Source organism: Pseudoroseomonas cervicalis (genome assembly GCF_030818485.1).
Classification (GTDB): domain Bacteria; phylum Pseudomonadota; class Alphaproteobacteria; order Acetobacterales; family Acetobacteraceae; genus Pseudoroseomonas; species Pseudoroseomonas cervicalis_A.
Genome location: NZ_JAUTAJ010000004.1, coordinates 3,276,394 through 3,296,160 on the forward strand (window position 1 = coordinate 3,276,394; position 19,767 = coordinate 3,296,160).

At 70.2% G+C, this 19,767-nt stretch carries 20 protein-coding genes and 2 pseudogenes; 13 read left to right on the forward strand and 9 right to left on the reverse strand.

What is annotated here, in order from left to right; translation table 11 throughout:
* The first annotated feature begins 3 nt into the window (after window positions 1-3).
* The 3 genes and pseudogenes from QE401_RS19350 (at window position 4) to QE401_RS19360 (ending at window position 2,474) form a co-directional block, all read left to right on the forward strand.
* Window positions 4-1,021: pseudogene (locus QE401_RS19350) on the forward strand (DNA-directed RNA polymerase subunit alpha).
* A 27-nt stretch (window positions 1,022-1,048) separates the two neighbouring features.
* Window positions 1,049-1,477: a 50S ribosomal protein L17 gene (gene rplQ / locus QE401_RS19355; RefSeq protein ID WP_307139735.1), complete on the forward strand. Its 429-nt coding sequence runs from the start codon at window positions 1,049-1,051 to the stop codon at window positions 1,475-1,477.
* Between the two features lie 172 nt (window positions 1,478-1,649).
* Window positions 1,650-2,474 carry an NAD kinase gene (locus QE401_RS19360; RefSeq protein WP_307139736.1) on the forward strand — a complete coding sequence of 275 codons (825 nt, stop codon included), beginning with the start codon at window positions 1,650-1,652 and terminating at the stop codon, window positions 2,472-2,474.
* Between the two features lie 78 nt (window positions 2,475-2,552).
* On the opposite strand, the gene QE401_RS19365 is transcribed toward QE401_RS19360, so the two are convergent.
* Window positions 2,553-4,139: an ABC transporter substrate-binding protein gene (locus tag QE401_RS19365; RefSeq protein ID WP_307139737.1), complete on the reverse strand. Its 1,587-nt coding sequence runs from the start codon at window positions 4,137-4,139 to the stop codon at window positions 2,553-2,555.
* Between the two features lie 106 nt (window positions 4,140-4,245).
* On the opposite strand from QE401_RS19365, the gene QE401_RS19370 reads away from it, so the two are divergent.
* The 7 genes from QE401_RS19370 to QE401_RS19400 all read left to right on the forward strand — a co-directional run bounded on the left by QE401_RS19370 (window position 4,246) and on the right by QE401_RS19400 (window position 11,163).
* On the forward strand, window positions 4,246-5,841 hold the full coding sequence (locus QE401_RS19370; RefSeq protein ID WP_307139738.1) for an ABC transporter substrate-binding protein: 1,596 nt from the start codon (window positions 4,246-4,248) through the stop codon (window positions 5,839-5,841).
* 3 nt (window positions 5,842-5,844) lie between these two features.
* Window positions 5,845-6,816, forward strand: coding sequence for an ABC transporter permease (locus QE401_RS19375; RefSeq protein WP_307139739.1), 972 nt, complete (start codon window positions 5,845-5,847; stop codon window positions 6,814-6,816).
* Between the two features lies 1 nt (window position 6,817).
* Window positions 6,818-7,738, forward strand: a complete 921-nt coding sequence (locus tag QE401_RS19380; protein WP_307139740.1) for an ABC transporter permease — start codon at window positions 6,818-6,820, stop codon at window positions 7,736-7,738.
* 8 nt (window positions 7,739-7,746) lie between these two features.
* Window positions 7,747-8,778, forward strand: a complete 1,032-nt coding sequence (locus QE401_RS19385) for an ABC transporter ATP-binding protein (protein WP_307139741.1) — start codon at window positions 7,747-7,749, stop codon at window positions 8,776-8,778.
* Complete coding sequence (locus QE401_RS19390) at window positions 8,775-9,824, forward strand: ABC transporter ATP-binding protein (protein ID WP_307139742.1); 1,050 nt, start codon at window positions 8,775-8,777, stop codon at window positions 9,822-9,824. Before QE401_RS19385 ends, QE401_RS19390 begins: the two co-directional genes overlap by 4 nt.
* A gap of 128 nt (window positions 9,825-9,952) precedes the next feature.
* Window positions 9,953-10,444, forward strand: coding sequence for a hypothetical protein (locus QE401_RS19395; RefSeq protein WP_307139743.1), 492 nt, complete (start codon window positions 9,953-9,955; stop codon window positions 10,442-10,444).
* A 71-nt stretch (window positions 10,445-10,515) separates the two neighbouring features.
* Window positions 10,516-11,163 carry an NAD(P)H-dependent oxidoreductase gene (locus tag QE401_RS19400; RefSeq protein ID WP_307139744.1) on the forward strand — a complete coding sequence of 216 codons (648 nt, stop codon included), beginning with the start codon at window positions 10,516-10,518 and terminating at the stop codon, window positions 11,161-11,163.
* 216 nt (window positions 11,164-11,379) lie between these two features.
* Here QE401_RS19400 and QE401_RS19405 read toward each other — a convergent pair whose 3' ends face one another.
* Both QE401_RS19405 and QE401_RS19410 read right to left on the reverse strand, forming a co-directional pair.
* Window positions 11,380-11,844 (reverse strand): Lrp/AsnC family transcriptional regulator, encoded by a 465-nt coding sequence (locus tag QE401_RS19405; RefSeq protein ID WP_307139745.1) that lies wholly within the window; start codon window positions 11,842-11,844, stop codon window positions 11,380-11,382.
* A gap of 110 nt (window positions 11,845-11,954) precedes the next feature.
* Window positions 11,955-13,085 carry a type III PLP-dependent enzyme gene (locus QE401_RS19410; protein ID WP_271136341.1) on the reverse strand — a complete coding sequence of 377 codons (1,131 nt, stop codon included), beginning with the start codon at window positions 13,083-13,085 and terminating at the stop codon, window positions 11,955-11,957.
* Window positions 13,086-13,563: 478 nt separating this feature from the next.
* On the opposite strand from QE401_RS19410, the gene QE401_RS19415 reads away from it, so the two are divergent.
* Window positions 13,564-13,728, forward strand: coding sequence for a hypothetical protein (locus QE401_RS19415; protein ID WP_307139746.1), 165 nt, complete (start codon window positions 13,564-13,566; stop codon window positions 13,726-13,728).
* Window positions 13,729-13,744: 16 nt separating this feature from the next.
* Here the strand turns inward: QE401_RS19415 and QE401_RS19420 are convergent, their stop codons facing one another.
* Window positions 13,745-14,413 carry a TetR/AcrR family transcriptional regulator gene (locus tag QE401_RS19420; protein ID WP_307139747.1) on the reverse strand — a complete coding sequence of 223 codons (669 nt, stop codon included), beginning with the start codon at window positions 14,411-14,413 and terminating at the stop codon, window positions 13,745-13,747.
* Window positions 14,414-14,550: 137 nt separating this feature from the next.
* Here QE401_RS19420 and QE401_RS19425 point away from each other — a divergent pair, with 137 nt between their 5' ends.
* Together QE401_RS19425 and QE401_RS19430 are read left to right on the forward strand one after the other, a co-directional pair.
* On the forward strand, window positions 14,551-15,729 hold the full coding sequence (locus tag QE401_RS19425) for an HlyD family secretion protein (RefSeq protein ID WP_307139748.1): 1,179 nt from the start codon (window positions 14,551-14,553) through the stop codon (window positions 15,727-15,729).
* Window positions 15,730-15,743: 14 nt separating this feature from the next.
* Window positions 15,744-17,321, forward strand: a complete 1,578-nt coding sequence (locus tag QE401_RS19430) for a DHA2 family efflux MFS transporter permease subunit (RefSeq protein WP_307139749.1) — start codon at window positions 15,744-15,746, stop codon at window positions 17,319-17,321.
* Window positions 17,322-17,418: 97 nt separating this feature from the next.
* Here QE401_RS19430 and QE401_RS19435 read toward each other — a convergent pair whose 3' ends face one another.
* From QE401_RS19435 to QE401_RS19455, 5 genes and pseudogenes are all read right to left on the reverse strand, one after another.
* Window positions 17,419-17,691: a hypothetical protein gene (locus tag QE401_RS19435; protein WP_307140292.1), complete on the reverse strand. Its 273-nt coding sequence runs from the start codon at window positions 17,689-17,691 to the stop codon at window positions 17,419-17,421.
* Window positions 17,688-18,128 carry a beta/alpha barrel domain-containing protein gene (locus QE401_RS23100; protein WP_307139750.1) on the reverse strand — a complete coding sequence of 147 codons (441 nt, stop codon included), beginning with the start codon at window positions 18,126-18,128 and terminating at the stop codon, window positions 17,688-17,690. Before QE401_RS23100 ends, QE401_RS19435 begins: the two co-directional genes overlap by 4 nt.
* 64 nt (window positions 18,129-18,192) lie before the next feature.
* Window positions 18,193-18,558: pseudogene (locus tag QE401_RS23105) on the reverse strand (hypothetical protein); the annotation flags it as partial.
* Window positions 18,494-18,757 (reverse strand): sulfur carrier protein ThiS, encoded by a 264-nt coding sequence (gene thiS / locus QE401_RS23110; RefSeq protein ID WP_307139751.1) that lies wholly within the window; start codon window positions 18,755-18,757, stop codon window positions 18,494-18,496. The gene thiS and the pseudogene QE401_RS23105, both read right to left, overlap by 65 nt.
* 40 nt (window positions 18,758-18,797) lie before the next feature.
* The gene (locus tag QE401_RS19455) at window positions 18,798-19,598 is read right to left on the reverse strand and encodes an outer membrane lipoprotein (RefSeq protein WP_307139752.1); all 801 of its coding nucleotides are present in this window, start codon (window positions 19,596-19,598) and stop codon (window positions 18,798-18,800) included.
* Window positions 19,599-19,767 lie beyond the last annotated feature (169 nt).

Genomic DNA, 19,767 nt, shown 5'->3' on the forward strand with positions numbered 1-19,767 from the left:
GAAGTGCTCGAGCGCAACTGGCGTTCCCTGATCCGTCCCGAAAAGCTCGATGTCGAGCCCGGGGCCGACCCCTCGCGTATCGCGGTGGTGGTGGCGGAGCCGCTCGAGCGCGGCTTCGGTATGACCCTGGGCAATGCGCTGCGGCGCGTGCTGCTCTCCTCGCTGCAGGGGGCGGCTGTGACCGCCATCCGCATCGATGGGGCGCTGCATGAGTTCTCCAGCCTGCAGGGTGTGCGGGAGGATGTCACCGACATCGTCCTGAACATCAAGCGCCTGGCCATCCGGATGCAGAGCGAGGGGCCGAAGCGCCTGCAGCTCACCGCGACCGGCCCTGGCGAGGTGACGGCGGGGCAGATCCAGACCACCGGCGATATCGAGATCGCCAATCCGGAGCTGGTCATCTGCACGCTCGACGACGGCGCCAAGCTGTCGATGGAGCTGACCGTCGATGTGGGCAAGGGCTATGTCCCGGCCTCCGAGAACCGTCCGGAAGACGCCCCGATCGGGCTGATCCCGGTGGATGCCATCTACTCCCCGGTCCGCCGCGTGGCGTATCAGGTGCAGCCGACCCGCGTCGGCCAGCGCACCGACTACGACAAGCTGGTGCTGACGGTGGAGACGGATGGCACGGTGGCGCCAGGAGGATGCGGTGGCGCTGGCCGCCCGCATCCTGCAGGACCAGCTCCAGCTCTTCATCAACTTCGATGAGCCGCGCGAGCGCAAGGTGGAAGAGGTGCAGGACGACCTGCCCTTCAACCGCAACCTGCTGCGCAAGGTGGATGAGCTGGAACTGTCGGTCCGCAGCGCGAACTGCCTGAAGAACGACAACATCGTCTATATCGGCGACCTGGTGCAGAAGACGGAGCAGGAGATGCTCCGCACTCCGAACTTCGGCCGCAAGTCGCTGAACGAGATCAAGGAAGTCCTCGCTTCCATGGGTCTGTCGCTGGGCATGACCGTGCCCGGTTGGCCGCCCGAGAATATCGAGGACCTCGCCAAGAAGATCGAAGAGCCGTTCTGATTTTCGGCCACCTGAAGGAATAGACCAATGCGTCACGGTGTTGCCGGCCGGAAGCTCGGCGTCACGTCGTCCCACCGCCTCGCCATGCTCCGCAACATGGCGACCAGCCTGCTGAAGCACGAGCAGATCACCACCACCCTGCCCAAGGCCAAGGAGCTGCGCCCCTATGTGGAGCGCATCATCACCCTGGGCAAGCGCGGTGACCTGCATGCGCGCCGCCAGGCCTATGCGCAGATCCGCGATCCGAAGATCGTGGAGAAGCTCTTCAGCACCATCGCGGAGCGCTACAAGGCGCGCCAGGGTGGCTACACCCGCGTGCTGAAGGCGGGCGTCCGCTATGGCGACGCCGCCGATATGGCGGTGATCGAGCTGGTGGAGCGCGATGTGGCGGCCAAGGGCCAGGACAGCGGTCCGAAGCCCGTCGTGGAGACCGAGGGCCAGCAGGACGCGGCGTAAGCCGCTCCCTGCCACGGCAGAGTTTGGGAACGGGGCGGATGGGCAACCATCCGCCCCGTTTCCGTATCGGGGTCGCCCTCTTGCCCTGGGCCGCCGGGGCGGGCTTGATGCCGCGATCCGCGCACAGGGAGTCCCGCATGCGCCGCACCGCCGCTTCCGGCCCCGACCGCCCATGACCGCCGCGCTGCTCGGCCCCGGCGGGCTGGGGGAGGGGCCCGACCTGCCCGACGACCTGCAGGGCCGCATCGCCTTCCTGGCGGCGCCGACCGAGGTGGCGGAGCTGGCGCGCGACCGCTTCGTCGCCCTCTACGGCCAGGCCGCGCCGGATGCGGCGGCGGTGATCGTGGCGCTGGGCGGCGACGGCTTCATGCTGGAGACGCAGCACCGCTTCCTCGGCCGCAACCTGCCGATCTACGGCATGAATTGCGGCAGCGTCGGCTTCCTGATGAACGCCTTCCATGAGGACGATCTGCTGGGCCGGCTGGCCGCCGCCCAGGCGGCGACGCTGCACCCCTTGCGCATGCGCGCCCTCGATTCCACCGGCGAGCTGCGCGAGGCGCTGGCGATCAACGAGGTCTCGCTGCTGCGCGAGACGCGCCAGGCCGCCAAGATCCGCATCCTGGTCGATGGCAAGGTGCGGCTGGAGGAGCTGATCTGCGACGGCATCCTGGTGGCGACGCCCGCCGGCAGCACCGCCTACAACCTCTCCGCCTATGGCCCGATCGTGCCGCTGGGGGCCAATCTGCTGCCGCTGACGCCGATCTCCGCCTTCCGGCCGCGGCGCTGGCGCGGCGCGCTGCTGCCCTCCGACGCCGTGGTGATGTTCCAGATCCTGGAGCCGCAGAAGCGCCCCGTGGCGGCGGTGGCCGACAATGTCGAGGTGCGCGACATCCGCTCGGTGGAGGTGCGCGAGGACCGCTCCTTGCGCATGACCATGATGTTCGACCCCGATCACGGCCTGTCCGAGCGCATCATCGCCGAGCAGTTCACCGTCTGAGGCGGGCCCTGCGGGGCGGCATGAAAAAGGCCGGGGGCGGCGACGCCACCCCCGGCCCGTGCGGTCCGGCCGCGGCCCTTAGCGGGCGGCGCGGATGCCGCTGGCCACCGTGCGCTCATCCATGCGCGGGGTCAGGTTCAGCCCGCGGCGCATCGCCCAGGTGTTGACCAGCTGGTAGACCGGGATGATGGCGACATCGTCCATCGCCATCTTCACCCCCTCACGCAGCAGCGCCGCGCGCTCGGCATCGTCGATGGTGCCGGTGGCGCGCTCGGTCAGCGCGTCCAGCGCCGGGTTGCTGTAATGCCCGTTGTTGTTGGCGCCCATCCGCCGCTCGCGGTTCACGGTGGAGAGCACATTGACCAGGGTGTAGGAGGCCTCGCCCGTCACGCTGCCCCAGCCGAGCAGGCGGATGGCGAATTCCTGCCGGGCGTTGCGCGCCGAGAAGCTGGTCCAGGGCAGCGCCTCGACCTGGGTCTGCACGCCGATGCGGGTCCACATCTGCGCGATGGCCTGGGCGGTCTTGGCGTCGTTCGGGTAGCGGTCATTCGGGCTGTGCAGGGTGACGCGGAAGCCCTGCGGATAGCCCGCCTCGGCCAGCAGCGCGCGGGCGCGGTTGGCGTCGAAGGCCGGCGGGCGCACATCCGGATTGTAGCCGAAGGTGCCTTCCGGCAGCCACTGGCCGGTCGGCTGCGCCGTGCCTTCCATCACCCGCTCGGACAGCGCGTCGCGCTGGATCGCCATCGACAGCGCCTGGCGCACCCGCAGGTCGCGGAACGGGTTCTGCGGCAGCGGCTTGCCGGCATTGTCGGTGACGAAGGGCACCTCGCCCTCGCGCGAATAATCGGGGAACAGGTAGATCAGCCGCACGCCCGGGATCTCGGCCAGCGTCACCCGGCTCTCGCGGCGCAGCCGCGGCAGGTCGGTGGAGGGCACCTGGTCGATCACGTCCACATCGCCCGCCAGCAGCGCCGCGGTGCGGCCGCCATCATTCGGGATCATGCGGTAATTGACCTGGGCCCAGGGCTCGACCCCGCCCCAATAGGTCTCGTTGCGGGCCAGCTCGGCGCGGTCGCCGGGGCGGAAGGCGCGCAGCCGATAGGGACCGGTGCCGATGGCGGCGCGGCCGCTGTTGAAATCCTCGGTGCCCGCATTCTCGGTGCTGTGCTTGGCGACGATGGCGATCGAGCTGAGCTCGATCGGCAGCACGGGGTGCGGGCGGGCGGTGTGAAGGCGGATGGTCAGCGGGTCCACCACCTCGACCTTGGTGATGGCGCGCACGAAGCCGCCGAAGCCGCCCGGGCTGTTCGGCACATTGGGGGCGCGGGCGATGGAGAAGGCGACATCCTCGGCGGTGAAGTCGCGGCCGTCATGCCACTTCACGCCGGCGCGCAGCTTGAACTCCCACACCGTGGGCTCGACCGCGCGCCAGCTCTCGGCCAGCTGCGGGTAGGGCTGGGCCTTGTCGTCGCGGCCGATCAGATACTCGAAGACATGCATCGCCAGGGCGTTGTTCGGCCCCGCATTGTAGAAGAGCGGGTCGGCCGAAGTGATGGCGCCGCCAATGCCGATATTCAGCACTTGTGCGGAAGCCGGTCCATGCAGCGCGCCAAAGGCCAGCGGCGCCAGCGCCAGGGTGGCGCAGAGCGATAGTTTTCGGCTCATTCTCGGTTTCTCTTTCCCGGTGACTGGGATGCGCAACCTAGCGATACCAGACCGGTCCTGCTACACTCCGCCGTGAAGAGGTAAGAGCCTCCCGGGGGACGGTATCATGATCAAAAGCTTGCGGGCGGCCGCAATGGCCGCCGTTTCGGCGTTGGCGCTGTTCAGCGCCTCGCATGCCCGGGCGCAAAGCCTGACCATGGCGGTGGGGGCGCAGGTCACCTCGCTCGACCCCCACTATCACGCGCTGTCGCCGAACCTGGCGGTGGCCACCATGATCTTCGACACGCTGACGCAGTTCGATTCCGAATCCCGCCTCGAGCCGGGGCTGGCGGAAAGCTGGACGCCGGTCGGCGAGACGGTCTGGGAGTTCAAGCTGCGGCCGAATGTGCGCTTCCACAACGGGAACGCCTTCACCGCCGAGGACGTTGCCTTCACCATCGCCCGCGTGCCGCAGGTGGTGAACAGCCCCTCCTCCTACGCCATCTACACCCGCGCCATCGAGCGGGTGGAGATCGTCGACCCGCTGACGGTGCGTTTCCACACCCGTTCCCCCTATCCGCTGCTGCCGAATGATCTGGGCCAGGTCGCCATCCTCGACAAGGAGACGCATGACGGCGCCTCCACCGAGGATTTCAACAGCGGCAAGGTCGCCATCGGCACCGGCCCGTTCCGCCATGTGAGCTTCCGCTCCGGCGACCGGCTCGAGCTCGAGCGCAATGATTCCTACTGGGGCGACAAGCCGCATTGGCGCCAGGTGCATTACCGCATTCTGCCCAATGACGCCTCGCGCACCGCGGCGCTGCTCGCCGGCGATGTCGACTTCATCGACCAGGTGCCGACCTCCGACCTCGCCAGCCTGCGCCGCAACGAGCGGGTGCGGGTGGCCGAGAAGGACGGGCTGCGCATCATCTTCCTGGCGCTCGACCATCTCCACCCGGAAGGCTCGCCGCAGATCCAGGATGCCGATGGCAAGCCGCTGCCGCGCAACCCGCTGCATGATGTGCGGGTCCGCCGCGCCCTCTCGATCGCCATCGACCGCCCGGCCATCGCCCAGCGGGTGATGGAGGGCACCTCGATGCCCTCCGGCCAGTTCCTGCCGCCCACCGCCTTCGGCGCCATCCCCGACCTCGCCGCGCCGCGCACCGACGCCGATGCGGCGAAGCGGCTGCTGGCCGAGGCCGGCTACCCGAACGGCTTCCGCATCACGCTCTCCGGCCCGAATGACCGCTACATGAACGATGCCCGCATCGTGCAGGCGATCGGCCAGATGTGGACCCGCATCGGCGTGCGCACGGCGGTCGATGCCCAGCCCTGGACCACCTTCATCAGCCGCGCCGGCCGGCAGGAGCTCTCGGCCTTCCTGGTCGGCTGGGGCAGCTCCTCGGGCGAGGCGTCGAACCCGCTGCGCTCGCTGGTGGCCAGCTATGACCGCGACAAGGGCTTCGGTACGTCCAATCGCGGCCGCTATTCCAACCCCGAGGTGGACGCCAAGCTCGAAGCCGCTCTGCGCGAGCTGGACGACACCCGGCGCGAGGCGCTGCTGCGCGACGCCACGCGGATTGCCATGGAGGATGTCGGTATCATCCCGATCCATATCCAGAAGAACCTGTGGGCGATGCGGCCGACGCTGGTGCATGATTCCCGCGCCGACGAGCTGACCCGCGCGCAGGATGTCCGCCCCGCGAGCAACCAGGCGCGCTGACCCATGGGTGTTTATCTTCTCCGCCGGCTGCTGCAGTCGGTCCTCGTCATGCTGGCGATGTCGGTCATCGTCTTCGTGGGCGTCTATGCGATCGGCGACCCGGTCGAGATCCTGATCTCGCCGGATGCCGACCAGATGGAGCGCGAGCGCGCGATCAAGGCGCTCGGCCTCGATCTGCCGCTGTGGATGCAATACGTCTCCTTCCTCGGCAACGCGCTGCGCGGCGATCTCGGCCGCAGCTTCGTGTTCAACGAGCCCGCCCTGCAGCTGATCCTGCAGCGCATGCCGGCGACGCTGGAACTGGCCTTCGGCGCCATGTTCATCGCGCTGCTGATCGGCCTGCCGCTCGGCCTCTATGCCGGGCTGAAGCCGAACTCCGCCGGCGCCAAGACCATCATGGCCGGCTCCATCCTCGGCTTCTCGCTGCCCACCTTCTGGGTCGGCCTGATGCTGATCATGGTCTTCGCCGTGCAGCTGGGCTGGCTGCCCTCGACGGGCCGCGGCCCGACGGTCGAGGTGCTGGGCCTGCGCTGGTCCTTCCTGACCTGGGATGGGCTGCGCCACCTGGCCATGCCGGCGCTGAACCTGGCGCTGTTCAAGATCAGCCTGGTGATCCGCCTGACCCGCGCCGGCGTGCGCGAGACGATGCTGATGGACTACGTGAAGTTCGCCCGCGCCAAGGGGCTGAGCCCGGCGCGCGTGACCTATGTGCACGTGTTCAAGAACATCCTGATCCCGGTCGTCACCGTGGTGGGCCTCGAGCTCGGCTCCACCATCGCCTTCTCGGTGGTGACCGAGAGCGTCTTCGCCTGGCCGGGCATGGGCAAGCTGATCATCGACAGCATCAACGTGCTCGACCGCCCGGTGATCGTCGCCTACCTGATGATCATCGTGCTGATGTTCATCACCATCAACCTGCTCGTCGACCTTGCCTATTCGGCGCTCGACCCGCGGGTGCGGCTGGAGAACAAGTGAGATGAGCACGACCACCGCAACCCCGGCGGCGCCCGCCAAGGCGCCCAAGGTCGAGACGCCCTTCCGCCGCTTCGTCTCCGAATTCTGCGAGAGCAAGCTGGCGCTGGGCGGGCTGATCGTCTTCGCGATCATCGCCCTGATCGCCATCTTCGCGCCGCTGCTGGCGCCGCAGAACCCCTATGACCTGGCGCAGCTCGACATCATGGACGGGCGGCTCGAGCCCGGCACGGTGGGCGGCGCCGGCTTCACCTATTGGCTCGGCACCGATGACCAGGGGCGCGACATGCTCTCCGGCATCATGTACGGGCTGCGCATCTCGCTGATGGTGGGCGTGGGCTCGGCCATCATCGCCTGCGCCGTCGGCGCCTCGCTCGGCCTACTCGCCGCCTATGCCGGCGGGCGGACCGACACGGTCATCATGCGGCTCGTCGACCTGCAGCTCTCCTTCCCCTCGATCCTGGCCGCGCTGATGATCCTGGCCTTCCTGGGCAAGGGCATCTTCAACGTCGTGCTCGCCCTGGTGATCGTCGAGTGGGCCTATTACGCCCGCACCGTGCGCGGCACCGCGCTGGTCGAGCGGCGGCGCGAATATATCGAGGCGGCGCAGTGCCTGGCGCTGCCGACCCGGCGCGTCATCTTCCGCCACCTGCTGCCGAACTGCCTGCCGCCGCTGATCGTCGTCGGCACCATGCAGATCGCCCGCGCCATCGCGCTGGAGGCGACCCTGTCCTTCCTCGGCCTCGGCGTGCCGATCACCGAGCCCTCGCTCGGCCTGCTGATCTCGAACGGCTACGAATACATGCTGTCCGGCAAGTACTGGATCAGCTTCTACCCGGGCATCGCCCTGCTGGTGACCATCGTCTCCATCAACCTGGTGGGCGACCAGCTGCGCGACGTGCTCAATCCGCGACTGAAGAAGTGAGGGACGGCATGGCTGAGACCAACACTGTCGCTGCCAGCGCCGCCGCGCCGACGCTGGAGGTGCGCAACCTGCAGACGCACTTCTTCACCCGCGCCGGCGTGGTGAAGGCGGTCGACGGCGTGTCCTTCACCGTCGGCCGCGGCAAGGTGCTCGGCCTGGTGGGCGAGTCCGGCTCCGGCAAGACGGTGACGGGCTTCTCCATCCTGGGCCTGGTCGACGCGCCGGGCCGCATCGTCGGCGGCGAGATCCTGTTCCACGGGCAGAACCTGGCCCGGCTGTCGGAGGAGGAGATGCGGCGCCTGCGCGGCAACCGCATCGCCATGATCTTCCAGGACCCGATGATGACGCTGAACCCGGTGCTCCGGGTCGACACGCAGATGATCGAGACCGTGCTGGCCCATTCCAAGGTCAGCAAGGAGGAGGCCCGCCAGCGCGCCCGCGACACGCTCGGCATGGTGGGCATCCCCTCCCCGGATGAGCGGCTGAAGAGCTATCCGCACCAGTTCTCCGGCGGCATGCGCCAGCGCGTGGCCATCGCCATCGCGCTGCTGCACCGCCCGGAGCTGATCGTCGCGGACGAGCCGACGACGGCGCTCGACGTCACCATCCAGGCGCAGATCCTGGCCGAGGTGCAGAAGCTGTGCGAGCAGACCGGCACCGCCATGATCTGGGTCACGCATGACCTCTCGGTCGTCGCCGGCCTCGCCGACGACATCGCGGTGATGTATGCCGGCCGCGTGGTCGAGCGCGGCCCGGTCAGCGAGGTGCTGGACCAGCCGCTGCACCCCTACACCAACGGCCTGATCGGCTCCGTGCCCAGCCGCAACAAGCGTGGCGAGAAGCTGCGGCAGATCCCGGGCATGACGCCCTCGCTGCTCAGCCTGCCGCCGGGCTGCGCCTTCCGCACCCGCTGCCCGCGGGCCGAGGCGGATTGCGCGCGTGACCCCGCGCTGTCCGAGCTGCTGCCGGGCCGCCTGGCACGCTGCTTCCATCCGCATGTGGTGGCCCAGGGCGCGGCCGCCGAGGGAGCCCACGCATGAGCGCGACCAGCACCGTCCGTTCCGCCGCCTCCGTGGCGGCGGGTGAGGCCGCCGCGCCGATCATCGAGCTGAAGGGCGTCTCCAAGCGCTTCTCCAAGCAGCTCGATTTCGCCGGCAAGATCGCCAAGAAGCTGGGCGCCCCCGTCAAGGACGAGACCGTCCATGCGGTGGACGGCGTCGACCTGGTCGTCCGCAAGGGCGAGGTGGTCGGGCTGGTGGGCGAATCCGGCTGCGGCAAGTCGACCCTCGGCCGCATGGTGGCCGGCATCATGCCGGCCTCGGGCGGCGAGATCTTCTGGCACGGCAAGCGCCTCGACACCCTGCAGGGGGCCGAGGCGCGCCGCGCCAAGCTGCAGACGCAGATGATCTTCCAGGACCCCTATGCCAGCCTGAACCCGCGCATGCGGGTGGCCGACATCGTGGGCGAGGCGCCGCTGGTGCATGGCCTGACCCGCCGTGCCGAGTGGGATGCCTATGTCGACAACCAGATGCGCCGGGCCGGCCTCGACCCGGCCTTCAAGCGCCGCTACCCGCACCAGTTCTCGGGCGGCCAGCGGCAGCGCATCGGCATCGCCCGCGCGCTGGCCGTGCAGCCGGAATTCATCGTCTGCGACGAGGCGGTGGCCGCGCTCGACGTGTCGATCCAGGCGCAGATCCTGAACCTGTTCATGGAGCTGCGGCAGGAGCTGAACCTCACCTACCTGTTCATCAGCCATGATCTCGGCGTGGTGGAGCATCTCTCCGACCGCGTGGTGATCATGTATCTGGGCCGGGTGGTCGAGGAGGCGGCGGCCGAGGAGATCTTCGCCCGCGCCAACCATCCCTACACCCAGGCCCTGCTGGCCGAGGTGCCGCGGATCGAGGCGCGCAAGAAGAGCTTCGCCGGCATCAAGGGCGAGATCCCCTCGCCGCTGAACCCGCCGCCGGGCTGCCATTTCCACCCGCGCTGCCCGCACGCCATGGAGCGCTGCCGGGTGGAGCGGCCGGCGCTGAAGGAAATCGCGCCGGGCCACAAGAGCGCCTGCCACCTGAACGACGCGGCCTGAGGCGGCGCCGCGGCGGCGGCGCCCCTTCCGGGGGCGCAACTGCTCCGGGGCTGTTGCATTGACCGAAGCAAACAGCCGGGGGAGGGAACTCCCCCGGCTTTTCGCGTTCAGGCACCGAAAGGAGGCGCATGCGCCGCATCCCCAGCCCCACCCTCCTCGCCCTCTCCCTGCTGCTCCTCTCCGGCTGCGCCATGGAGGATTCCGAACGGGTGCAGCAATCGCGCAGCACGCTGGTGGGGCTCAGCCGCGCTGATCTGTTCCTCTGCGCCGGCTTCCCCAGCAAGCGGGAGCGCATCGACGTGGTGCGGGAGATGATGACCTATGAGCTGGGCGGCGGCTCGGGCAGCGGGCTGAACCTGAACCTGCCGGTGGTGGGGGCGCTGAACCTGACCGGCGCGGCCGGCTATTGCCGCGCCACCTTCGAGCTGATCGACGCGCATGTGACGCGGGTCGGCTTCAGCGGCGACAAGAACCTGCCCGCCGCGCCGGACGCGCTCTGCGCGCCGCTGATCCGCGCCTGCCTGGACTGGCCGCGCGAGGCGCCGCAGCCCGCCATGACGCCCCTGCCGCCGGCCGCGCCACCGGCCGTCGCGGCGCCGGAAGCGGAAGCCTGGCGCTGAAGCCTTGCGGCTTTGCTGCGCCGCACCCATTGTCTGAACCGATCCGTTCAGGAGACTGAGCGGTAATTCACATGATGGATGACGCAGCCATGCTGCTCGACAAGCTCACCTGGCGCTACGCCACCAAGAAGATGGATCCGGGCAAGGCCGTGCCGGCGGACAAGCTGGAGCGGATCCTGCAGGCCATCACCCTGGCGCCGACCTCCAGCGGGCTGCAGCCCTTCGAGGTGCTGGTGGTGACCAATCCCGAGATCCGCCAGCGCATCCAGGCCATCGCCTGGAACCAGAGCCAGGTGACCGAGGGCTCGCACCTGCTGGTCTTCGCCGCCTGGGACAATTACACGGCCGAGCGGATCAACACCGTCTACGACCAGGTCATGGCCGAGCGCGGCTTCAACGAGGGGCTGGAGAATTACCGCCAGCGCCTGCTGTCGATCTATCCGGCCCGCGACCCGCAGCAGAATTTCGAGCACGCGGCGCGCCAGGCCTATATCGCGCTGGGCTTCGCCCTGGCCGCGGCGGCCGAGGAGGAGGTCGACTCGACGCCCATGGAGGGGTTCGAGCCGGAGAAGCTGGACGAGATCCTGGGCCTGCGCGCGCGCGGCCTGCGCTCGGTGGTGATCCTGCCGCTGGGCTATCGCGAGGCCGACAAGGACTGGCTGGTGAGCATGAAGAAGGTGCGCCGGCCGCGGGCGCAATTCATCACCGAGGTGAAGTGAAGCCTGGGGGAGGCTCCGCCTCCCCCAGACCGAGCCTTTCACCTGGGGGAGGCTCCGCCTCCCCCAGACCGAGTCTTTCAGCTGGGGGAGGCTCCGCCTCCCCCAGACCCCCGCCGCCGGGGGGGGACAGGGTCCCCCCGGACCCCGCCAACGGATCGCGGGGTCCGGGGTGGCCGTGCCACCCCGGCGGGGTCCAGGGGCAGCGCCCCTGGCCTTTTACTCTTCCGTGGCCTCCGCCACGGGAAGGATCGAGGTCTCCTTGGCCGAGGTGATGGCCAGGATGGTCTCCGTCCGCTCCACGCCTTCCTGCCCGCGGATCTCGTCGGCCACGAAGCGCTCCAGCGCTGCCAGGTCGGGCAGGCGCAGCTTCACCAGGAAGGTCCAGGCGCCGGTGACGTGGTGGCACTCCATCACCGGCTCGGCCGCGCGCATGGCCAGGCGGAAGGCGTGTTCCTCCCGCCCCGGGCGCATCGAGACGAAGACATAGGCCAGCAGGGGGCAGCCGATGGCGGCGGGGTCGAGATCGGCGCGCCAGCCGCGGATGGTGCCGCGCTCCTCCAGCCGCTTCACCCGCTCCGCCGTGGCGGAGACGGAGAGGCCCGCGACCTTGGCGAGCTCGGCGAGGCCCGCCGCCCCATTATCCTGCAGGGCGACGAGAATGTTCCGGTCGATGGCGTCCATGGCGCGAGTTTATCCGGCGCCACCGGTTTGCAAAACGAGAAATCGCGCAAAAGAAAAGGCGGGAGGGTTGCCCCTCCCGCCTTCACCCGCCCCGGAGCCCGGGGGAGGGGTCAGATATAGTGCTCGGCCAGCGGCGCGAAGCCGTTGAAGCCCTGGCTGGCATAGGTCGTCACATAGGCGCCGGTGGAGAGCAGCTCCACCCGGTCGCCGCTCTGCAGCGCCAGCGGCAGGCGGTAGTTGGACTTCTCATACAGCGTGTCGGTGCTGTCGCAGGTCGGGCCCGCGATCGTCACCGGGCCTTCCGCCAGCCCGTCATGCGGCGTGCGGAAGCGGTACTTGATGGCCTCGCCCTCGGTCTCGGCCAGGCCGCCGAAGCGGCCGATGTCCAGATAGACCCAGCGGACGGGGTCGTCCTTGCCCTTGCTGGAGACCAGCACGACCTCGGAGGACAGCACGCCGGCATCGCCCACCATGAAGCGGCCCGGCTCGATCAGGATCTCGGGCAGGGCATTGCCGAAATGCTCGACCATGGCGCCCATGATGGCGGCGCCGAAATCGTCGATCTCCGGCACCTCGGAGCGGTAGCGCACCGGGTAGCCGCCGCCGAGATTGGCCATGCGCAGGTTGATCCCCGCCTCCTTGAGGTCGGTGAAGATCATCGCGACCTTGGCGATGGCGGCCTCATAGGCGGCGGTGCGGGTCTGCTGGCTGCCGACATGGAAGGAGATGCCATAGGGGTCGAGGCCCAGATCGCGGGCCAGGACCATCAGCTCCTTCGCCATCTCGGCCTCGCAGCCGAACTTGCGCGACAGCGGCCATTCGGCGCCGACATTCTCGACCAGGATGCGGCAATACACCTTCGCGCCGGGGGCGGAGCGGGCGAGCTTGCGCAGCTCCGGCTCGGAGTCGAAGGCGAACATGCGCACGCCGGCCTCATAGGCGGCCTGGATGGCGCTTTCCTTCTTCACCGTGTTGCCGAAGGAGATCGCCTCAGGCTGCGCGCCGGCGGCCAGGCACATCCGCACCTCCTCCAGCGAGGCGGCGTCGAACTGCGACTGCAGATCCACCAGGCGCGACAGGATCGGCGCGGCCGGGTTGGCCTTCACGGCGTAGTAGATGCGGGCCAGCGGCATCGCGGCCTTCAGCCGGCCGTAATTCTCGGCGACGCGATCGACGTCGACCACCAGGCACGGGGTCGCCGGGGCGGCGTCGCGCAGGAAGCGGGAGACCTTGGGGGTCATCGCACACCCTCCATCTCAATATAGGAGGTCGGCCCCCAGCGGAGGCGCGGCCCCAAGTTGACGAAACGGTCGAACGAACCAGCGACCAAAGAGGGCCGGCTTGGGGCTTTCGCCTTTCGCCGGGGTTGCCAGAACGCTTGACGTCGTTGCGTAAACCTTTGGCCGATCAAGGTCGGCCTGGGGCCAGAGGCACGTGCGTACTGCGTCTGCGGCGGCATATAGAGACCTCCGCCCGCGTCGCAAAGGGTTTTCTGGGGCGCGACCCGGTTTTTTTCCGCATGCCTCCCCTGCGAGGCCGGAAAACTCCCGAAGACCGGCGCGACTGGCTGGAAGCCTCACGCGCCGAAGCGCGGCCACGGGCGAATCCCTCCTGTCACGATTCGCCCGGCGGGCCGAGGGCAGGGCGAGGGCGGGGCGATGGCGGCGGCGCCCCGAGCCCGCTAGGAAACAGGAACGAACGCCGCGCCGGACCGCACCGATGAACGGGACCCTCATCCTCGTCCACATCCTGGCCCTGGTCGTCCTGTTCCCGGTCGGCTGGCTGATCTCCCGCAAGCTCTACCTAACGCTGGTCGCGGGAACGGTGGCCCTGTCCTGGCTTGGCGTGATGGGGCTGGCCCTGTGGCGCTGGCTGGCGCGCTAGGGGGTGGAGCGGCCGTTCAGGCGGTGGCGTCGGCGCCATAGAGGCGGATGATGGCCCGGGCCGCCGCGGCGGCCTGTCCGGCGACGGCCTCATGGCCGATATCGGGCGCCAGGTTGAGCGTGGCGCGCATGAACAGGTCGCCGCGCAGCAGGGCGAAGAACTGCTCGGCCACCAGCGGCGCCGGCACCTCCGGCCGCAGCCTGCCGCGCGCCTTCTCGCCCTCCAGCCACTGCTCCAGCCAGCGCCGCAGCGTCACCGGCCCGGCCTGATAGAAGGCGGCGGCCAGCTCCGGGCTGCGGCCGCTCTCGGCCAGCACCACGCGGTGCAGGGCGCGCACCTTGGGCTGCAGCAGGAAGCCCAGCCAATGCGTGCCGAGCTGGGTCAGCGCCGGCTCCAGCGGCAAGGCGTGGTCGACCAGCGCGGCATCGGCGCTGCCCTGCAGCCGGCGGCAATTGTTCTGCACGATCTCGGTGAACAGTGCGTCCTTGCCGCTGAAATGCGCGTAGAGCGTCGCCTTGGAGACGCCGGCGGCGCGCGCCACTGCATCCATCGAGACGGCGGCCAGCCCCTCGGCCATGAACAGCCCGGCCGCCGCCTCCAGGATGGCGCGGCGCTTGGGCGAGGCCTCGGCCTCCGCGCCGGCGGCGAAGGTCTCGGGGGCGGGATCGGTCGCGGCGAGGGACATGGACGGGAAGTAAGCCAGCGCCGGCGCTTTCTCAAGAGTGTACTGAACGGTTCAGTTCAGTTTGGTCTTGACGCCGGGCGGGGGCGGGGGCATCTGCAACCGTAGGTGAACTGAACCGTTCAGTTCGAAGGTTTCCCATGAACGCTCCCGTGGCCCCCGCCGCGGCCGCCGAGGCCGCGCGCAACGCATCCCCCGCCCCGCCGCCGCGCCGGCCGCGCCGCCCCTGGCGCCGGCTGATCCTGCTGCGCGTGCTGCCGCTGCTGCTGCTGGCCGGGGCGGCGCTGGGCGGCGCCTGGTACTGGCAGGTCGGCCGCTTCCTGGCGGAGACCGACGATGCCTATGTGCAGGGCGACATCGCCGTGCTCAGCCCGCGCATCGAGGCCGATATCGCCGCCATCCTGGTGGCCGACAACCAGCCGGTGACCGCCGGCCAGGTGCTGCTGCGCCTCGACGATCGCGACGCCCGCGCCCAGCTGGCCCAGGCCGAGGCCTCGCTGGCCGAGGCGGAGGGGGCGATCGTCACCGCCCGCGAAAGCCTGACCCAGACCGAGGAGCAGGTGGCCTCGGCCAGTGCGCAGATCGAGCAGGCCCGCGCCGAGCAGGTACGCGCGGCCGCCGATGCCCGCCGGGCCGAGGCGCTGGTGGGCGGCGGCTGGTCCTCGCGCCAGAATGCCGACCAGGCGGTGGCGGCGCAGCGCAAGGCCGATGCCGCGCTGCGCGCCGCCGAGGCCGAGCTGGTGGTGCGCCGCCAGGCCATCGCCGTGCAGCGGGCGCAGCTGACCCAGGCCGAGGCGCGGCGCGACCAGGCCCGCGCGGCGCTGCAGCTGGCGCGGAACACCCTGTCCTATACCGAGATCCGCGCCCCCTTCGACGGCATCGCCGGCAATCGCGCGGCGCAGCTCGGCCAGCATGTGCGGCCGGGGCAGCAGCTGATCGCCGTGGCGCCGCCGGCGGGCGCGCTCTACGTCACCGCCAATTTCAAGGAGACGCAGCTGCCCGGCATGCGCCCCGGCCAGCCGGCGGAGATCCGCGTCGACGCCATCCCCGGCCATGCCCTGCACGCCCGGGTGGACAGTTTCGCGCCCGCCACCGGCAGCCAGTTCAGCCTGCTGCCGCCGGAGAACGCCACCGGCAATTTCACCAAGATCGTGCAGCGCGTCCCGGTGAAGCTGGTGCTGGAGCCGGGGCAGAATGCCGAGGCCATCGCCCGGCTGCGCCCCGGCCTGTCGGTGGTGGCCGAGATCGACATGCGCGCCGACCCGCACGCCCCGCGCGGCCTGTTCTCCGCCGCCGCTGCGACGCTCGGCCTGCGCTGAAGGGAGGGCGCGCGATGAGCGCCACCACAGCCGGGCCTTCGGCCGCGCCGGTCGGCCGCATCCAGCCGCGCGCCATGGTCGGCTTCATGGCCATGGTGTTCGGCATGTTCATGGCGATCCTGGACATCCAGATCGTCTCCGCCTCGATCTCCGAGATCCAGGCCGGCCTCGCCGCCAGCCCGGACGAGGCCAGCTGGGTGCAGACCAGCTACCTGATCGCCGAGATCGTCATGATCCCGCTTTCGGGTTTTCTTTCGAGACTGCTGTCGACGCGGGTGCTGTTCACCGTCTCGGCGCTGGGCTTCACCGTCTTCTCGCTGGCCTGCGCCATGGCCAGCAGCCTCGGGCTGATGGTGGTGTTCCGCGCGGCGCAGGGCTTCATCGGCGGCGCCATGATCCCGACCGTCTTCGCCGCCAGCTTCCTGCTGTTTCCGGGTGCGAAGCGCGCCAATGCGATGGTGCTGATCGGGCTGACCGCGACGCTGGCGCCGACCATCGGTCCGACGCTGGGCGGCTGGCTGACGCAGAGCTTCTCCTGGCACTGGCTGTTCCTGATCAACGTCCCGATCGGCGCGCTGATCGCGCTGGTGGTGTGGAACACCGTCGATATCGACCGCCCCGACCCGAAGCTGCTGGCGCGCTTCGACTGGTGGGGGCTGCTGTTCATGGCGCTGTTCCTGGGCAGCCTGGAATACGTCATGGAGGAAGGCCCGCGCTGGGACTGGCTGCAGGATGAGACGGTGGCGCTCTTCGCCGCGGTCTGCGCCATCGCCGGCGTGCTGTTCTTCTGGCGGGCGCTGTCGCGGGAGGAGCCGATCGTCGATCTGCGCGCCTTCCTCGACCGCAACTTCGCCATTGGCTGCGTGCTCAGCTTCACCATGGGTGTGGGCCTCTATGGCTCGGTCTATCTGATCCCGCTCTTCCTCGGCCGGGTGCGCGGCTACAATTCGATGCAGATCGGCGAGGTGATGTTCATCACCGGCGCCTGCATGTTCGTCGCCGCCCCCTTTGTCGGCCGCATGCTGGCCAGGGTGGATCCGCGCGTGCCGCTGACCATCGGGCTGCTGCTGTTCTTCCTGGCGCTGTACCTGACCGCCGGGCTGACCAGCCAGCACGGCTTCGCCGAGATGGCCTTCCCGCTCGGGCTGCGCGGTGTCGCCATGATGATGTGCATGGCGCCGATCAACCAGATGGCGCTCGGCACCATCCCGCCCGCCGGGCTGAAGGGCGCCTCGGGCCTGTACAACCTGATGCGCAATCTGGGTGGCGCGGTCGGGCTCGCCATCATCAACACGCTGGTGACCGACCGTTCCTACCTGCACCGTCTGCATCTGGCGGAGGCGGTGAACTGGGCGCGGCCGGCGGTCGAGGCCTATCGCGACACGCTGAGCGGCGCGCTGGCCGGAAGGCTGGGCGGGGCGGCGGATGTGGCGGCGCTGGGCAAGATCCAGGCGCTGGTGAACCAGCAGGCGCTGGTGCTGGCCTATAACGACACGCTGCTGGTGATGGCGGGGGCCTTCCTGGCCTCGCTGCCGCTGGTGCTGCTGCTGCGCCGGCCACGTTCGGGTGGCGGTGGCGGCGAGGCGCATTGAGAGGGGCTTTGCCCCTCTCAATTCTAACTGAAGGCGGGTGCAGGGGACCCTGTCCCCTGCTGGGGGAGCTCGAGGGGGCAAAGCCCCCTCGATGCCTTCAGTTCAGCGCCATGCAGCGGCTGCGCGTATCCTCGCGGCGGGAGATCAGCTGGCAGGTCACCCAGCGCCCCTCCTTGTGCAGCACATAGCCGATGCCGCCGAGATTGCCGGCCATGCCGGTGATCTGCCAGCCATCGTTCAGCAGCGCCTGCAGCGGCTGGTCCAGCTCGCGGAACATGGTCTCGTGCCCCGGCTGCGGCGTCGAGCCCTGGGCCAGCGCCGGGCCCGCCGCGAGGGCGAGGCCGGCGGCCAGCAGCAGGGCGGCCCTCACCGGATCAGCCCGGAGGAGAGCGGGCTGGACGGGTCGGCCACGTAGTTGCGCGGCATGCGGCCGGCCAGATGCGCGTGCCGCCCGGCCTCCACCGCCGCCTTCATGGCGCGGGCCATGCGCACCGGGTCGCGCGCATGGGCGATGGCGGAGTTCAGCAGCACCGCGTCGCAGCCCAGCTCCATGGCATGCGCCGCCTCGCTGGCCGTGCCGATGCCGGCATCGACCAGCACCGGCACCTTCGCATTCTCGATGATCGAGCGCAGCATGAAGGGGTTGGTGAGCCCGAGGCCCGAGCCGATCGGCGCGCCGAGCGGCATCACCGCCACGCAGCCCATCTCCTCCAGCCGCCTGGCGGCCAGCGGGTCGTCGGCGCAGTAGACCATGACCTGGAAGCCGTCCTTGATCAGGGCCTCGGCCGCCTCGAAGGTCGCCGGCATGTCGGGGTAGAGGGAAGGGCGGCGGGCCCAGCACCTCGAGCTTCACCAGGTTCCAGCCGCCGGCCTCGCGCGCCAGGCGCAGGGTGCGCACCGCATCCTGCGCGGTGTGGCAGCCGGCGGTGTTGGGCAGGTAGGTGTATTTCTTCGGGTCGACGAAATCCTGCAGCATCGGCGCGTTGGGGTCGGACAGGTTCACCCGCCGCACCGCGACGGTGACCATCTCCGCGCCGCTCGCCTCGATCGCCGCGGCGGTCTCCTCGAGCGATTTGTAGCGGCCGGTGCCGACGACCAGGCGCGAGCGGAAGCGCTGGCCCGCCACCTCCCAGCTATCGTCCGCCGCGGTCATGATGTCGCCGTCCATGGGCTCAGCCCCCGCCAATGAAGTGTACGATTTCGAGCGTGTCGCCCTGCGCCAGCGCGGTGGCGGCATAGGCCGAACGCGGCACGATCTCGAGATTGCGCTCGACCGCCACCTTGCGGGTGTCGAGGCTCAGCACGGCCAGCAGGTCGGACACCGTCGCCTGGCCCTGGATGAGACGGGTTTCCCCGTTGATCGTGATCTGGATGCTCTCCGCCATGCGGCGGAATGTGGCGCGCGCGGCGCGATTGGGGAAGGGGTGGGGCGGCATGGCCGCCCCGCTTCCCGGATCGCCGCGCGCGGCGCGCGGCTCAGATGGCGGTCTGGCCGAGCGGCAGGGTCAGGCCCGGCAGCGTCGCCGGATTGGCCGGGGCGGGGGTGGCGGGCGCCCCGGCGGGCGGCGCCGCCTCGGGCGTGGCGCCGGCGGGGGGCGGCAGCGCTTCCTCGGCCGGTGCCGGCGGGGTGGGGGCGGTGCCGCCGCCCGGGGGCGTTCCGGTGGCCGCGCCCGGCGTGGCGCCCAGCGTGGCGCCCAGCGTGGCGCCTGGTGTCGCGCCCGGTGTCGCGCCCGGGGCCGGCGCGGCGCCGGGCTGCGCCGCCGTGTCGCCCACCGTGTAGTCCGGCACGATGCGCGCCTGGGCGCCGGCGATCACCAGCACCTTCTGGCCGATGTTCAGCGGCGTCTCGTCGCGCTGGGTGACCGAGATCATCTCGCCATTCGGCTTGCGCACGATGTATTCGAAGCCGTCGGTCGAGCCGACGCCCTTTTCCGAGGCCGCGCCGAGCAGCCCGCCGATCAGCCCGCCGCCGATGCCGGCGAAGGCCGAGGTGATGTCACCCCCGCCCACCCGCGTGCCGGCGACGCCGCCCGCCGCGGCGCCCGCCGCCGCGCCGGTCGAGCCATCGGCCGAGATCTGCACGGCGCGCCGCCCGACCACCACCCCGGCCTCCACCTTGTTGGCCTGCTGCACGGCGCGGCTGGCATAGGTGTCCGGCGAGTAGCTGGGGCTGCAGCCGGCGGCCAGCAGGGCCAGGCCGGCCAGCGCCAGCAGCGCCGGCCCGGGGCGGCGGGACGAGCGAGGCGCCGGCCCTGGGCAAGGGGCGAGACACGGCATCGGTGAGGGACTCCTGCAACACGCTGCGCCGCAAACTAGGAAGCCGGCCGGCGCCTGTCATCCCGCCGCGTGGCGGGGCACCCATGAGGCAGCGCCGCGCCGGCCCCCGCCAAAGCCCTTGTGATGCCGCGCGACGCCACGGCGCAGCACGAGCTCAACCTTTCCCGCC

Excerpts from the sequence above, each read along its gene's own strand:
- QE401_RS19410 (WP_271136341.1), bottom strand. The coding sequence starts at position 13,085 with ATGACCCCCAAGGTCTCCCGCTTCCTGCGCGACGCCGCCCCGGCGACC.
- rplQ (WP_307139735.1), top strand. The coding sequence starts at position 1,049 with ATGCGTCACGGTGTTGCCGGCCGGAAGCTCGGCGTCACGTCGTCCCAC.
- QE401_RS19390 (WP_307139742.1), top strand. The coding sequence starts at position 8,775 with ATGAGCGCGACCAGCACCGTCCGTTCCGCCGCCTCCGTGGCGGCGGGT.
- QE401_RS19425 (WP_307139748.1), top strand. The coding sequence starts at position 14,551 with ATGAACGCTCCCGTGGCCCCCGCCGCGGCCGCCGAGGCCGCGCGCAAC.
- QE401_RS19385 (WP_307139741.1), top strand. The coding sequence starts at position 7,747 with ATGGCTGAGACCAACACTGTCGCTGCCAGCGCCGCCGCGCCGACGCTG.
- QE401_RS19375 (WP_307139739.1), top strand. The coding sequence starts at position 5,845 with ATGGGTGTTTATCTTCTCCGCCGGCTGCTGCAGTCGGTCCTCGTCATG.
- QE401_RS19395 (WP_307139743.1), top strand. The coding sequence starts at position 9,953 with ATGCGCCGCATCCCCAGCCCCACCCTCCTCGCCCTCTCCCTGCTGCTC.
- QE401_RS19365 (WP_307139737.1), bottom strand. The coding sequence starts at position 4,139 with ATGAGCCGAAAACTATCGCTCTGCGCCACCCTGGCGCTGGCGCCGCTG.
- QE401_RS19420 (WP_307139747.1), bottom strand. The coding sequence starts at position 14,413 with ATGTCCCTCGCCGCGACCGATCCCGCCCCCGAGACCTTCGCCGCCGGC.
- thiS (WP_307139751.1), bottom strand. The coding sequence starts at position 18,757 with ATGCCGCCCCACCCCTTCCCCAATCGCGCCGCGCGCGCCACATTCCGC.
- QE401_RS19380 (WP_307139740.1), top strand. The coding sequence starts at position 6,818 with ATGAGCACGACCACCGCAACCCCGGCGGCGCCCGCCAAGGCGCCCAAG.
- QE401_RS23100 (WP_307139750.1), bottom strand. The coding sequence starts at position 18,128 with ATGCCGGCGACCTTCGAGGCGGCCGAGGCCCTGATCAAGGACGGCTTC.
- QE401_RS19400 (WP_307139744.1), top strand. The coding sequence starts at position 10,516 with ATGATGGATGACGCAGCCATGCTGCTCGACAAGCTCACCTGGCGCTAC.
- QE401_RS19430 (WP_307139749.1), top strand. The coding sequence starts at position 15,744 with ATGAGCGCCACCACAGCCGGGCCTTCGGCCGCGCCGGTCGGCCGCATC.
- QE401_RS19370 (WP_307139738.1), top strand. The coding sequence starts at position 4,246 with ATGATCAAAAGCTTGCGGGCGGCCGCAATGGCCGCCGTTTCGGCGTTG.
- QE401_RS19455 (WP_307139752.1), bottom strand. The coding sequence starts at position 19,598 with ATGCCGTGTCTCGCCCCTTGCCCAGGGCCGGCGCCTCGCTCGTCCCGC.
- QE401_RS19415 (WP_307139746.1), top strand. The coding sequence starts at position 13,564 with ATGAACGGGACCCTCATCCTCGTCCACATCCTGGCCCTGGTCGTCCTG.
- QE401_RS19405 (WP_307139745.1), bottom strand. The coding sequence starts at position 11,844 with ATGGACGCCATCGACCGGAACATTCTCGTCGCCCTGCAGGATAATGGG.
- QE401_RS19360 (WP_307139736.1), top strand. The coding sequence starts at position 1,650 with ATGACCGCCGCGCTGCTCGGCCCCGGCGGGCTGGGGGAGGGGCCCGAC.